Origin of the sequence: Micromonospora trifolii, assembly GCF_022229005.1 — a bacterium.
In the GTDB taxonomy this organism is placed as follows: Bacteria; Actinomycetota; Actinomycetes; order Mycobacteriales; family Micromonosporaceae; genus Micromonospora; species Micromonospora trifolii.
On sequence record NZ_JAKKFD010000077.1, the window covers coordinates 24,563 to 37,356 of the forward strand.

Annotated in this window: 12 protein-coding genes; 8 read left to right on the forward strand and 4 right to left on the reverse strand. The window is 69.9% G+C overall.

What is annotated here, in order from left to right:
- The first annotated feature begins 97 nt into the window (after window positions 1-97).
- From NIE79_RS32715 to NIE79_RS32725, 3 genes are all read left to right on the forward strand, one after another.
- A complete protein-coding gene (locus NIE79_RS32715; protein WP_238682238.1) occupies window positions 98-928 on the forward strand; it encodes a PIG-L family deacetylase in 831 nt (276 codons plus the stop codon).
- A 330-nt stretch (window positions 929-1,258) separates the two neighbouring features.
- Window positions 1,259-2,452, forward strand: a complete 1,194-nt coding sequence (locus NIE79_RS32720; protein ID WP_238682239.1) for an endo-1,4-beta-xylanase — start codon at window positions 1,259-1,261, stop codon at window positions 2,450-2,452.
- A 199-nt stretch (window positions 2,453-2,651) separates the two neighbouring features.
- Complete coding sequence (locus NIE79_RS32725) at window positions 2,652-2,993, forward strand: ArsR/SmtB family transcription factor (protein WP_112585316.1); 342 nt, start codon at window positions 2,652-2,654, stop codon at window positions 2,991-2,993.
- A gap of 21 nt (window positions 2,994-3,014) precedes the next feature.
- Here the strand turns inward: NIE79_RS32725 and argS are convergent, their stop codons facing one another.
- A complete protein-coding gene (gene argS, locus NIE79_RS32730) occupies window positions 3,015-4,733 on the reverse strand; it encodes an arginine--tRNA ligase (protein WP_238682240.1) in 1,719 nt (572 codons plus the stop codon).
- A 346-nt stretch (window positions 4,734-5,079) separates the two neighbouring features.
- On the opposite strand from argS, the gene NIE79_RS32735 reads away from it, so the two are divergent.
- Entirely contained in the window at window positions 5,080-5,835 is a 756-nt protein-coding gene (locus NIE79_RS32735; protein ID WP_238682241.1) for a hypothetical protein, read from the forward strand.
- A 183-nt stretch (window positions 5,836-6,018) separates the two neighbouring features.
- The gene (locus NIE79_RS32740; protein ID WP_238682242.1) at window positions 6,019-6,507 is read left to right on the forward strand and encodes a nitroreductase/quinone reductase family protein; all 489 of its coding nucleotides are present in this window, start codon (window positions 6,019-6,021) and stop codon (window positions 6,505-6,507) included.
- A 17-nt stretch (window positions 6,508-6,524) separates the two neighbouring features.
- Here the strand turns inward: NIE79_RS32740 and NIE79_RS32745 are convergent, their stop codons facing one another.
- Complete coding sequence (locus NIE79_RS32745) at window positions 6,525-8,399, reverse strand: ABC transporter ATP-binding protein (RefSeq protein ID WP_238682280.1); 1,875 nt, start codon at window positions 8,397-8,399, stop codon at window positions 6,525-6,527.
- A gap of 246 nt (window positions 8,400-8,645) precedes the next feature.
- Window positions 8,646-9,137: a MarR family winged helix-turn-helix transcriptional regulator gene (locus NIE79_RS32750; protein WP_238682243.1), complete on the reverse strand. Its 492-nt coding sequence runs from the start codon at window positions 9,135-9,137 to the stop codon at window positions 8,646-8,648.
- Window positions 9,138-9,246: 109 nt separating this feature from the next.
- Here NIE79_RS32750 and NIE79_RS32755 point away from each other — a divergent pair, with 109 nt between their 5' ends.
- The 3 genes from NIE79_RS32755 to NIE79_RS32765 are packed head-to-tail and all read left to right on the forward strand — an operon-like array spanning window position 9,247 to window position 12,053.
- On the forward strand, window positions 9,247-10,296 hold the full coding sequence (locus NIE79_RS32755; protein ID WP_238682244.1) for an LLM class flavin-dependent oxidoreductase: 1,050 nt from the start codon (window positions 9,247-9,249) through the stop codon (window positions 10,294-10,296).
- Window positions 10,289-11,317, forward strand: a complete 1,029-nt coding sequence (locus NIE79_RS32760; RefSeq protein ID WP_238682245.1) for an LLM class flavin-dependent oxidoreductase — start codon at window positions 10,289-10,291, stop codon at window positions 11,315-11,317. The genes NIE79_RS32755 and NIE79_RS32760 overlap by 8 nt, the downstream gene beginning before the upstream one ends.
- Before the next feature lie 28 nt (window positions 11,318-11,345).
- Window positions 11,346-12,053 (forward strand): NADPH-dependent F420 reductase, encoded by a 708-nt coding sequence (locus NIE79_RS32765; RefSeq protein WP_238682246.1) that lies wholly within the window; start codon window positions 11,346-11,348, stop codon window positions 12,051-12,053.
- On the opposite strand, the gene NIE79_RS32770 is transcribed toward NIE79_RS32765, so the two are convergent.
- A complete protein-coding gene (locus NIE79_RS32770; protein ID WP_238682247.1) occupies window positions 12,050-12,769 on the reverse strand; it encodes a tetratricopeptide repeat protein in 720 nt (239 codons plus the stop codon). The genes NIE79_RS32765 and NIE79_RS32770 overlap by 4 nt on opposite strands.
- Window positions 12,770-12,794 lie beyond the last annotated feature (25 nt).

The window sequence follows — 12,794 nt, forward strand, 5'->3', positions numbered from 1 at the left end:
CCGCTCGACGGATGCCGGACTGGGTAAGATGCCCGCTCCCGCGGACGTTCCTGGTGGAGGTCGTGGGGCCGTAGCCGGATGACCGTAGGGTGATGGCATGGCTGAGCGACCTCTGACCCTGATGGCGGTGCACGCCCACCCCGACGACGAGGCGACGAGCACCGGCGGCGTCCTTGCCCGCTATGCCGCCGAGGGGGTCACCACAGTGCTCGTGACCTGCACCGACGGGCGATGCGGGGACGGCCCGGGTGGGGTCAAGCCGGGTGAGGCGGGGCACGACCCGGCCGCCGTGGTGGCGATGCGCCAGGCCGAGCTGGAGGCCAGCTGCGCCACGTTGAACGTCACTCACCTGGAGACCCTCGGCTACGCCGACTCCGGGATGATGGGTTGGCCGACCAACGACCTGCCAGGCGCGTTCTGGACGACACCGGTTGCGGAGGCGGCGGCCCGGCTCGCGGAGCTGATTCGGCAGTACCGGCCGGACGTGATCGTCACGTACGACGAGAACGGTTTCTACGGCCACCCGGACCACATCCAAGCTCATCGGATCACCATGGCCGCTGTCGAGCTGACGGACGTCCCGGCGAAGGTCTACTGGACCACTGTGCCGCGTACGGCGTTCGCGGAGTTCGGTCGGATCATGAAGGAGCTCGGCGTCGAGTGGGCCGAGCCGGACGCGGCGTCGGAGCCGGGGCCGCAGCTCGGCCTGCCCGACGACGAGATCAGCACCTGGGTGGACACGAGCAAGTACGGCGCGCAGAAGTTCGACGCGCTGGCCACGCACGCCAGTCAGACCGAGAACATCTTCTTCCTGCAACTGGGCCAGGAGCGGTTCACCGAGCTGATGGGCGTGGAGACCTTCGTACGGGTCCGGGACCGGACTGGCGCACCGACCCCCGAGGACGACCTCTTCGCCGGTCTGCGCTGACCACTCTTTCGTAGCGCGACCAGGCATCGTCGGCCACCGGGTCGACGATGCCTGGTCGCGTGCGCCTCGGTGACCTCACCACCCGAGCTGGTTTCCGAAAGTTTCGACCGCTAGCCACTCAGCGCTACGCAGGTCATGTGATGAATTTCCGGAAGTTTTCAGCGTTGACGACCAGACATAGATCGGCTTAACGTTTCGAGCGGGTTTCCGGTTTCCGGCCGGAACTACCGGCGTCACCCAACCAGCTCGCGTCTTCACCCGGCCAACACCGGACCCTCACCTCCTAGATCGACATCTATCTATTGATCGTCTGGAAGGGCAGGCAGGCACATGAAGTTAAGACAGTGGTCGACCGTCGGCCTCGTCGCCGTCGCGACCATCGCCACGCTGAACACGGTGCCGGCGACCGCGAGTCGGCCGTACGACCCCACGACGCAGAGCCTCGGCACCCTCGGCCTGCGCCACGGCCTGCACGTCGGCACCGCGGTGAGCATGGATGCCCTCAACGACGCCAGCGACCCGCAGTACCGCAAGCTGGCCTCCTCCGAGTTCGCCTCGGTCACCGCCGAGAACGTGATGAAGTGGGAGAGCCTGGAGCCGACCCGCGGCACCTACAACTGGGGGCCGGCCGACCAGTTCGTCGAGTTCGCCAAGCGCAACCGGCAGAGCGTGCGCGGTCACGTGTTGGTCTGGCACAACCAGTTGCCCGCCTGGTTGACCAGCGGCGTCGCCGACGGTTCCATCAGCAAGCAGGAGTTGCGCGAGCTGCTGCGCAAACACATCACCACAGTCGTCAACCGCTACAAGGGCAAGATCTGGCAGTGGGACGTGGTCAACGAGGCGGTCAGCGACCCGTGGGACACCCCGTCGACCCTGCACTACAAGGGCTTCTGGGCGCAGAACCTCGGGCCCGGCTACATCGCTGACGCGTTCCGCTGGGCGCGGGCCGCCGACCCGAAGGCCCTGCTGTTCTACAACGACTACAACATCGAGGCGTTCGGCTCGGGCAACCCGGCGGACGACAAGACCCAGTTCGTGTACGACATGACCAAGAGCCTGCGTGCCCAGGGTGTCCCGATCGACGGCGTCGGCTCCCAGGGCCACCTGGGCACCCAGTACGGCAACTTCGACACCCTCCAGGTGACCGCCGCGCTGAAGAAGTTCAGCGGACTCGGCGTCGCGACCGCGTTCACCGAGGTCGACGTCCGCAGCCGGCTGACCGACGGCGTCCAGGCGGGCAACTCGGAGGAGATCAACCCCCGGCTACAGGCGTCGGCCGCGAACTTCAGCGTGCTGATGAAGGCGTGCCTCGCCGTGCGGAGCTGCCTGTCGTACACCGTCTGGGGTTTCAGTGACAATCATTCGTGGGTGCCGGGCTGGTTCGACGACCCGCCGGAGGGCCTGGCCACCATCTACGACGAGAACTACCAGCCCAAGCGGGCGTACCAGGAGTTGAAGTCCGACCTGATCTTCGCGGGACCGCCGTACGTCCTGCCCCGCGTCGCACCCAGACCGCGCCGCTGACGTCCACCTCGCACCAGGGCCGTGTGGAGCTTCCCGAAGCTCCACACGGCCCTCGTGCCGCCACGGACGTCGGCGTTCGACTCACGTTCGGTGGTTCCGCTGCGCCATCCGGACGCCATCGGAGGGCTGGTGCCGGATCTGCCGGTTTATTGATGGTGTTGGTGTCACTATGGCAGGCGTGGGAACTGCGAAAACTGCCATGCCTGCGATCTCGCCGCTCACCGGCGATCCCATCAAGCGGGCCGATGCCGAGCGGCTAGCGGGGGTGCTCAAGGCCTTCGCCGATCCGGCGCGACTCCGGTTGCTCAGCCTGATCCAGTCCGCGCCGGAAGGTGAGGCGTCAGTGAGTGACCTCACCGCGGCGCTCAATCTGTCCCAGCCGACGGTGAGTCATCACCTTCGGATCCTCACCGAGGCCGGCCTACTCGAACGCGACAAGCGCGGGGTCTGGGCGTACTACCGCCTGGTGCCCGCCGCGATCGCGCAGATCGCCGACCTGTTGACGCCACCCCGGAAGCGGGCGACGAAGAGGGCCCGCTGACCGGGCCGGGAGGCCGGCTCGTCACATCCGCTCCAGCGGGCGGATGCCGAGCAGGTGCAGCCCCTGCCGCAGGGTCCGGGCGGTCAGCTCGGCCAGCAGCAGCCGGCTCTCCCGCAGCTCGTCCGGGGCACGCAACACCGGGCAGCGCTCGTAGAACGCGTTGAACGCGGTCGCGAGTCGGTGCAGGTACCCGGCGAGCCGGTGAAACTCGAGACTCCGCTCCAGCTCGCCGACCACAGCGGCGAAGCCGAGCAGCTCGACCGCGAGCGCGCGCTCCGCCGGCTGCCCCACCACCATGGGCGCGTCCGGCCGCACGGCGGTCCCGGCCCGCCGCAGCACCGACCGGATCCGGGCGTACGCGTACTGGAGGTAGGGCGCGGTGTTGCCCTCCAGCGCCAGCATCCGCTCCCAGTCCAGGACGTAGTCAGTGGTCCGGTCGACCGACAGGTCGGCGTACTTGACCGCGCCGATGCCCACCGCCCGGCCGATCTCGTCGGCGGCGTCGGCGTCGAGTTCCGGGTTCCTGCTCCGGGCCAGGTCGGTGGCGCGGGCGACCGCCTCCTCCAACAGCCCGACCAGCTTCACCGACTCACCGGTGCGGCTGCGCAGCATCCGCCCGTCGGCACCGAGGATGGACCCGAAGCCCAGGTGCTCGGCCCGGGCCGGCGGGCAGAGCCAACCGGCCGCCTCGGCTACGGCGAACACCATCGCGAAGTGCTGCCGCTGCGGTAGGCCCACGACGTACAGCAGCCGGGTCGCGCCCAACTCGCCGACGCGCTGCCGCAGCGCAGCCAGGTCGGTGGCCGGGTAGCCGTACCCGCCGTCGCTCTTGCGCACGATCAGCGGCAACGGCTCACCGTCCCGACCGGTGAACCCCGGCGGGAAGACGCACTCGGCCCCACCGCTGGGCTGCAGCAACCCCAGCCGATCCAGGTCGTCGACGACGTCCGGCAGCAGGTCGTTGTAGGCGCTCTCACCCCGGAAGTCGGCAGCGGACAAGGTGACGTCGAGCAGGTCGTACACGGTCAGGAAGTACCGCTCGGACTGCGTCACCAGCAGCCGCCACAACCGCCGGGTCCGCTCGTCGCCGCCCTGCAACGCGACCACCCGTAGCCGCGACCGTTCCTGGAACGCCTCGTCGGCGTCGAACTTCACCCGAGCCGCCCGGTAGAAGGTGTCCAGGTTCCCCATCGACAGGTTCTGCGCGGCTTCGGCCTCACCCAGGTCGACCAGATGCTCGATCAACATGCCGAACGGTGTCCCCCAGTCACCCAGGTGGTTGGCCCGCACCACCCGGTGCCCGAGCCAGTCCAGCAGCCGCACCGCCGCGTCGCCGATGACTGTGGAGCGGAGATGCCCGACGTGCATCTCCTTCGCCACGTTGGGCGCCGAGTAGTCGACCACCACGGTCTGCGGCGTCGCTGTCGACGGCACACCGAGCCGGGTATCGCCGGCCAGCCCGGCCACCAGGTCGGCCAGGGCCCGGTCGGCAACCGTCAGGTTGAGGAAACCAGGCCCGGAGACCTCCGCCGACACCCCGACGTCGTCGAGCACCGCGTGCGCCAGCACCTCCGCGGCGATGTCGCGCGGCGGGCGGCCGAGCCGCCGGGCCAGCGCCAGCGCCGCGTCGGACTGGAAGTCCGCACGCGGAGAACGCCGCACGAGCGGGTCGACCGGGCCGCCGGCCACCGCCGCGAACGCCGGCGCCAGCCGGTCGGACAACAACTTTTCAAGATCCATGAGTACGCCGATCTCGCTCGGACCCGCGCCGTCACGCGAGCCGTTGACGGGGAGATACGGGCGGACCGAGGACGACCAGCGAACGACCGGCGGCTCGATCCGCCGGTCGCAGGAAACAGGTCAGCGCGGGCGGGCGACGGATCGCCGGCGTCGCCCCGCACCGACCTGGACGTCACACGACAGTCCGGTGCACTGAGCGATCACGCTGGTCATGCGGGGCAGCCTAGCGGCCCGGCCGACGCGACGACACCGAGATTCCCGTCGTCCGGCCGCTGCCCGAGGCACCACGTGGTCGTTTCAGTCGACACCGGGCAGGGAACTGCCTCGGGACAGACGAGGGGTGATTATGAGCCGATACACACCACTGCCGATGGCCCGTACGCGACGCGCGCTCGCGCTGTTCGGCACCGTCGCACTCGCCGCTGCCTGCACCTCCACCGAGGCTCCGCCCGGCTCGGCCCCGGCGACCACCTCGTCGGCCACCGCGTCGGCGTCGGCGCCCGCCACCGACTCACCGTCCCCGAGCGCGAGCACCCAGGTGACCATTCCGACCTCGGCCTTCGTCGAGTTGCCCGCCGAGCTGCGGAAGTCTCCGCGACGGACGACGCCCGTCGAGGAGGCCCTGCCGAAGCTGTGCGGCAACGAGTTCGGCACCGGCGGCCGGCAGGTCACCGCGAGCGCCGCGATGACAGTCACCTACCAGAAGGCCGGCGAGCCCTCCAGCAACGTGCCGCAGGGGATGATCCACCAGACCATCTTCACCTTCGACGGCGACGGCGCCTCGGGTTACCTGGGCCGTCTCCGCACCGCCGTGCAGGCGTGCCCCTCGTACGACCAGTCCGGAAACCGCGTCGCGGTCAAGAGCAAGGCGCTGCCCGGGGTCGGCGACGAGGCGATGCTGCTGACCCTCACCTGGCCCGAGACGAGCCTGAACGGCGAACGCACCGGCGGCACCGCGTCCAGCCAGATCGCTGTGGCCCGCGTCGACAGCGCGGTGACGGTCTTCGACGACGAGGGCTGGGAGGGCACCAGCGGCAACCCCGCCATCCTGGACCGGGTCGTCCGCGACGGCGTACGCACCATCGACGCCTGGCAGCGGTAACCCGCACGCCCGGCAGCAGCGCAGGGCTTCCACCGATCGGTTCGATCCTCGGTCGAATCATGGACACCTGGACGCGAGTCACGCTCGCGCCGGAAGACTTGAGGATCACGGTCCACAGTGGCAGACGCGACTACGTTTGGCAGCCACCCGGACCATCAGCGTTGGTCGGTGGAGGGGGTCGTCATGTCAGATGGTCAGGGAACGAAGGCGCCGTGGAATCCGCCGCGGTGGTTCATCCGACTGGCCTGGTCGGTGCACCGGGGCCTGTACCGGGTCACCGGCAGCCGCGTCGGGCTGTGGCGACCGCGCGAGCACCGGTGGGGCACGCTGCGGTTGCTCACGACCGGTCGCCGCACCGGTCAGCAGCGCGGCGTCATTCTCGCGTACTTCGAGGATGGCCCGAACCTGGTCGGGGTGGCGATGAACGGGTGGGGCGAAGGTGCCCCCGCCTGGTGGCTCAACCTCCAGGCACACCCGGACGCGTCGGTCGAGCTGGCCGACGGGCGGCGGCTGGTCCGCGGCCGGGCCGCCACCGACGACGAGCGGTCGCGACTGTGGCCACGCTGGCGCGAGGCCGACAAGAACTTCGAGGCCCACGCGGCGCGGCGATCGACGGAGACAACTGTGGTGGTGCTGGAACCCCGACCGGGTGACGACTCCCCAACGTCGTGATGCGACCGACGGATTCGTCAGCCCTGGATCCGTTGGTGGCTCTCCTTCAGGTTCGCGTCGTAGCCGGCGGCCTGGAGGGCGAACAGTTCGGCGTACCGACCGCCGGTGGCGACGAGGTCGGCGTGCGTGCCGGCCTCGACCAGGCGGCCGTGGTGCAGGACGAAGATCCGGTCGGCGTGCCGGACGTTGGCGAGCCGGTGCGTGATGAGGATGGTGGTGGCACGACCTCTCCGGTCCCGAATGGTCTGGAACAGGGCGTCCTCAGCGCGGGGGTCGAGCGCGGAGGACGGCTCATCCATGATCAGGAGTTCGGCGTCGCGCAGGAAACCACGGGCTGCGGTGATGCGCTGCCACTGCCCACCGGAGAGGTCCTGGCCTCGCGCGAAGGTCCGGTCGAGCAGCGTCTCGTACCCGTGCGGCAGTTCGTTGATCATGTCGTGGGCGACCGCGCGGCCGGCGGCGGCCTCGATGCGATCCTGCCGGGCCTCGCTGTCGACGTCGCCGATGGCGATGTTCGTGGCCGCGGTGAACGGCCACTTGTGGTATTCCTGCGTCACCACCGCGATGCGGGCCCGCAGCCCGTCGACGTCCCAGTCCGACAACGGGCGGCCGTTCCACTCGATACTGCCCTCGGTGGGGGCGCGGAGGCTGGCGATCATCGCGGCGAGGGTCGTCTTGCCCGACCCGTTCTCCCCGACGAATGCGACAGTCTGCCCCGCGGTGATCGTCAACGTGACGCCGTCGACGGCGGGGTCGTCCCGATCGGGGTAGCGCAGGCTCACCTCGTTGACTGTCAACTCCCGCAGCCGATCCGGGTCGGCCGCGGTCACCTGTCCGTCGCTGGCCGGCAGGTAGGCATCGGCGCGGTTCATGAAGCCGGTGTAGTCGCCGAAGTGCTGCCCCTCGGTGTAGACGTGGTCGACCTGGAACGTGGCGATGGCCAGGGACCGTTGCGCGGACTGCACCGCGATGACGCAGGTCGCCGCCGCGGCGAGCGGGATCTGCCCGTCGAGGAGCAGCAACCCGAGCAGTGCGTAGACGGTGCCGGTCGCGAGGCCACCGACGATGGCCCCGACGGTGGTGGTCGTGGTCACCCGCCGGGCCAGGGCGAGTTGGATGTCGGTCTCCACCTGCATCACCCGGTCGTACTGGTCGAGCAGGAACCGGCGTAGCCCGTAGGAGCGCAACTCCGGGGCCGAGGCGCGTTCGGCCATCAACTTGTGCAGCAGCCACAGTCGACGTCGGCGCACCGATCCGGCGGTGTACGTCCGGTAGCGCAGATGCCCGGCTCGCAACGACGCCCAGGCGTTGGGCACCGTGGCGACCAGCAGCGCCAGCAGCAGCAGCGGATGGATGACGATGACGGCGGCCGCCACGGCGAGCAACCCGGCCAGCCCGGCGAGCAGGTTCATCGACGACTGCACAAGGCCGATCGTCGACTCGGTGCCGCGGGAGGCGCGTTCCATGTCATCGGCGAACGCGTCGGCGTCGAACGCCTCCAACCGGACCGCTGTGGACACCTCGAACAGGCCCCGTTCGACCTCACGGCTCACCCGAGGCGTCAAGCCGTTCTGCGCGTACCCGGTGGCGATGCCCATCCCCGCGCGGAGCGCGACAGTCGCCGCCAGCACGGCCAGCGCGGGCAGCGCCGCCCGCACCTTGTCGGCGGTCGGTCCGCCGGCGAACAGCTCCACCAACACCCGCTGCGTGGCCAACAGGCCGAAGGCCGCCATCACCCCCGCACCGACAGTGGCAGCGGCCACCACACCGGTACGGAGCCGGTCCGCGCGCCAACTGATACCGAGGGCCGTCCAGACGAGCCGGGGCAACTCCGCGAAGACGGCGAAGACGCCGGCCTCCGCGCGCGCCCGCACCCCCGTCTCCCACCACATCTCCCGCAGTTCCGGCAGCACCGACTCCGTGCGCCCGGGGTGAGGCTTGCCGGGATCGAAGCGGTGGGCCTCTGCGGTGGCGGTCTCGCTCATCGACGTACCTCCGGGCGCAGCCGTCGCCTTTCCCTGCCGGGCCGGCGGGGTGGCGGCTTTCTGGAGGATTGGACCACCCGAACATAGCTCTCGGCAATCGTCCGAACACTAGCCGTTATGGATGCGATATTGCGGGGCAGGCGCCCTGGCGCCTCACTGCGCGCGCGGAACGTCGAGGCGCGCTCGCAACGCCGTGGCGATCTCGCCCGCCGCGACGATCTGCTCCGGGGTGAGGGCGTCGACGAAGAGCTCCCGGATGGCGCGCAGGTGGGGGAAGGTGGCTCCCCTGAACGCCTCGGCGCCGGCCGTCGTGAGCAGCACCTCCGCCCCGCGGGGAACCGTGGCGGACTCCTGGCGACGAATCAGGCCGCGCCGCTCCATCCGCCCGAGATGGTGGGAGAGCCGGCTGCGCTCCCACCCGATGTGCGAGGCGAGTTCGGACGACCGCATGGCCTGACCCTCCGCCTCACTGAGGGCGAGGAGCACCGAGTAGTCCCCGGTCGAGAGCGAGGAGTCGCCCTGTAGGCGGGACTCGAGCCGGGAGCCGAGCGCTGCAGTGGTCTCGATGAAGTCCCGCCAGATCCGCAGCTCGTCGGCGGTCGGGAGCTGGCGTCCGCCCCGCCGGCCGGGTGTGGCCTCCGTCATCTCACTCTCCCGGGAATTGACGTGTCAATCGCCAAGTTAGCATCATTGACACGTCAACCGGTAGGTCCACTCCAGTGGATCGCCGGCGGATTGCACCGAGGAGGAGACGATGGCAGCTGCAGACTTCGAGCTGGGGCTCAACTCGTTCGGGGAGGTGGCCACCGACGGCGACCGGGTCCTCAGCGACGCCGAGACCGTACGGCTACTCGTGGACGAGGCACGGCTCGCCGAGTCGGCCGGGATCGACGTGTTCAGCGTCGGTGAGCACTACCGCGAGGGCCACAACGACTCGGCGACACCCGTGTTGCTGGCGGCGGTCGCGACGGCGACCGAGCGAATTCGCCTCGGCACCTCGGTCACAGTGCTCAGCACCAACGACCCGGTACGGCTCTACCACGAGTTCTCCACCCTCGACGCCGTCTCCAACGGCCGCGCCCAGATTGTCCTCGGACGCGCATCGGCGACCGAATCGTTTCCGCTGTTCGGTTACGACCTGACCGACTACGAGAGGTTGTTCGAGGAGAAGCTGGACCTCTTCCTGCGGCTTCAGCAGGACGAACCCGTCACCTGGTCCGGCACGGTACGAACCCCGCTGACCGCGCAGCGGCTGCACCCCCGGATGCGGGCCGGTGGCATCCCGACCTGGATCGGCGTCGGGGGAAGCCCGAACTCTGTGGTCCGCGCCGCCCGGCACGGACTTCCGCTCATGCTCGCGATCATCGGCGGGCGGCCGCAGCGCTTCGCCGGCCACGTCGACCTCTACACCCGGGCGCTCGAACAATTCGGGCATACCCTGCAGCCAATCGGGCAGCACTCACTCGGCCTTGTCGCAGACACCGACGAGGAGGCGGTGGAGACGTGGTGGCGATACTGGCAGCCGGTCGTGGCGGCCCTGGCCGCCGAACGCGGCTTCTACAAACCGGACCGCGTGCGCTACGAGGCCGAGATCGACCACGGGGCGCTCTTCGTCGGTTCACCCGAGACGGTGGCGCAGAAGATCGCCACTGTCGCTCGCGACCTGCGGCTGAGCCGCTTCGACCTGAAGTACGACATCATGCACCTGCCCCGCGAGGCACGCGCGCGCACCATCCAACTGCTGGGCAGTGAGGTCGCGCCGCGGGTCCGGGAGCTGCTGGCTAAGGAGCCCAACAATGTCTGATCTGCTGTTCGGCCTGGACACCTTCGGCGACGTACCGGAGGACGACAACGGCAAGCTCGTCTCCCACGCGGCGGCGATCCGGCAGGTCGTCGACGAAGCCGTGCTCGCCGACCAACTCGGGGTCGACGTCATCGCCCTGGGCGAGCACCACCGGCCGGAGTACTCGGTCTCCACACCGGAGACGGTGCTGGCCGGAATCGCCACCCGCACCTCGCGGATCCGGTTGGCCTCCGGAGTGACAGTGCTGAGTTCGGACGACCCGGTACGGGTGTTCCAGCGCTTCGCCACAGTGGACGCGCTGTCGAACGGCCGAGCCGAGGTCATCCTCGGTCGCGGCTCGTTCACCGAGTCGTTCCCGCTGTTCGGTTACGACCTACGCGACTACGACACGCTGTTCGAGGAGAAGATCGAGCTGTTCGTCAAGTTGCTGGACGAGAAGCCGGTCACCTGGAGCGGCACCCTGCGTGCCCCGCTGGAGAACGCCGACGTGTTCCCGAAGACCGAATCGGGTCACCTGGACACCTGGGTCGGTGTGGGTGGCTCGCCGCAGTCGGTCGTCCGCACCGCCCAGTACGGGCTCCCCCTCATGCTCGCCATCATCGGCGGCGCCCCCGAGCGCTTCGCGCCCTACATCGACCTGTACCGCCGGGCCGCCGACCAGCTCGGTACGACCGCGCACCCGGTCGGCATGCACTCGCCGGGCTTCATCGCCGACACCGACGAGCAGGCCAAGGAGATCTACTGGCCGCACTACCGGATCATGCGGGACCGGATCGGCAAACTGCGAGGCTGGCCACCGATCCGCCGTCAGGAGTTCGACTCCGAGGTGGAGAACGGCTCCCTCTACATCGGTTCACCGGAGACGGTGGCCCGCCGGATGGCCACTGCGATCCGCAGCCTCGGCGTCGGCCGGTTCGACCTCATCTACTCGGCCGGAGCGCAACCGGCCAGTGCCCGGATGCGCGCCGTGGAACTCTACGGCTCGAAGGTGATCCCCATGGTCCGCGAACTGCTGGCCTGATCAACACCTCCCCAGCGAGAGGACGACCATGTTCGACAACGACCGGAGCCGGCCCGTGACCCTCGGCATCCTCGGGGCCGGCAAGGTGGGCACTGTGCTCGCCCGGCTCGCCGTCGCCGCCGGCTACCGGGTACTGGTGGCCGGCTCCGGTGACCCGGCGAAGATCGCCCTCACCGTCGAGGTCCTCGCCCCGGGGGCCGAGGCCACCACGGCGGCCGACGCGGCGGCCGACGCCGACGTCGTCATCCTCGCCCTGCCCCTGGGCAAGTACCGCAGCGTTCCCGCCGAAGCGTTGCGCGGCAAGCTGGTCGTCGATTCCATGAACTACTGGTGGGAGATCGACGGCATCCGCGACGACCTCACCAACCCGCGTACCTCGTCGAGCGAGACCGTCCAGGCGTTCCTGGCCGGCTCACGCGTCGTGAAGGCGTTCAACCACATGGGCTACCACGACCTGGAGGACGAGGCCCGGCCGACGGGGGCGACCGGCCGCAAGGCCATCGCGATCGCCGGCGACGACGACGCCGACCTCACCGAGGTCGCGGCCCTGGTGGACGCGCTCGGCTTCGATCCGGTCGTCGCCGGGCCGCTGGCCGAGGGGGTACGACTCGAACCGGGCAGCGAGTTGTTCGGCGCCAATGTGAGCGCCGACGAGGTGCGCGCCATGCTCGACCGCTTCGAAGAGTCGGAGCGGGGACGGACCATCACCGCTGCCCGAGCCTCGACCTCGACCTAGACGCCGAAGGCCGCCCTCGGTTCGAGGTGCTGGCCCACGGCGTACTCCTGGTCGAAGTCGGTCGGGCCGAGCGCCTCGGTCGCGGCGGCGCGCATCCTGGCGAGGTCCGCGGCGTCGTCCGGGTCCGGCACCTGACCGAGCGCCGCGAACGCGGCGTCCGCGACACCGATCATCCGGGCCGCGCGGGAGTGGTCCCCCTCGGCGGTCGCGAGCGCGGCGCCCGCAACGCAGACGTACGGCACGAAGTCGGCCCAGCCGTTGTGGAACACCCGCTCGCGGTTCTCGGCGAAGAGTGTCCGGGCCACGTCGAGGTTGCCCAGCCCCAACTCGCAGAACGCGAGGTTGTGAAATTCGGAGTTGACAGTCTGGGGTTGGCCGAGTGCCTCGTTGAGCGCGATGCTCTCCCGGTACAGGTCCCGGGCGCGGAGCAGGTCGCCGGACATCCTCGCCACGCCGGCCAGCACGTGCCGCGGTCGCTCCTCCAGGGCCCGGTCGCCGGAGCGCAGCGCGACCGCGAGAGCCTCCCGGGCCCGTGCCTCTCCGCCGGGCAGGTCGCCGCCGCGAATGGCGACCCGCGCGAGGCTGTACCGGGCCTCCACCTCGCCCGCCGGGTCACCGGCCGCCTGGGCCCGCTGGATCTCGGCCTCGCTCATCCGCACCACGGCGTCGGTCTCTCCTCGGCGGAAAGCCGAGCGCACGTTCTCACTGAAGGTCATGGCCCTCTCCCCCATCACTGACACC

Coding starts and splice junctions, on each gene's coding strand:
- NIE79_RS32715 (WP_238682238.1), top strand. CDS start 98: ATGGCTGAGCGACCTCTGACCCTGATGGCGGTGCACGCCCACCCCGAC.
- NIE79_RS32720 (WP_238682239.1), top strand. CDS start 1,259: ATGAAGTTAAGACAGTGGTCGACCGTCGGCCTCGTCGCCGTCGCGACC.
- NIE79_RS32725 (WP_112585316.1), top strand. CDS start 2,652: ATGCCTGCGATCTCGCCGCTCACCGGCGATCCCATCAAGCGGGCCGAT.
- argS (WP_238682240.1), bottom strand. CDS start 4,733: ATGGATCTTGAAAAGTTGTTGTCCGACCGGCTGGCGCCGGCGTTCGCG.
- NIE79_RS32735 (WP_238682241.1), top strand. CDS start 5,080: ATGAGCCGATACACACCACTGCCGATGGCCCGTACGCGACGCGCGCTC.
- NIE79_RS32740 (WP_238682242.1), top strand. CDS start 6,019: ATGTCAGATGGTCAGGGAACGAAGGCGCCGTGGAATCCGCCGCGGTGG.
- NIE79_RS32745 (WP_238682280.1), bottom strand. CDS start 8,399: ATGTGGTGGGAGACGGGGGTGCGGGCGCGCGCGGAGGCCGGCGTCTTC.
- NIE79_RS32750 (WP_238682243.1), bottom strand. CDS start 9,137: ATGACGGAGGCCACACCCGGCCGGCGGGGCGGACGCCAGCTCCCGACC.
- NIE79_RS32755 (WP_238682244.1), top strand. CDS start 9,247: ATGGCAGCTGCAGACTTCGAGCTGGGGCTCAACTCGTTCGGGGAGGTG.
- NIE79_RS32760 (WP_238682245.1), top strand. CDS start 10,289: ATGTCTGATCTGCTGTTCGGCCTGGACACCTTCGGCGACGTACCGGAG.
- NIE79_RS32765 (WP_238682246.1), top strand. CDS start 11,346: ATGTTCGACAACGACCGGAGCCGGCCCGTGACCCTCGGCATCCTCGGG.
- NIE79_RS32770 (WP_238682247.1), bottom strand. CDS start 12,769: ATGACCTTCAGTGAGAACGTGCGCTCGGCTTTCCGCCGAGGAGAGACC.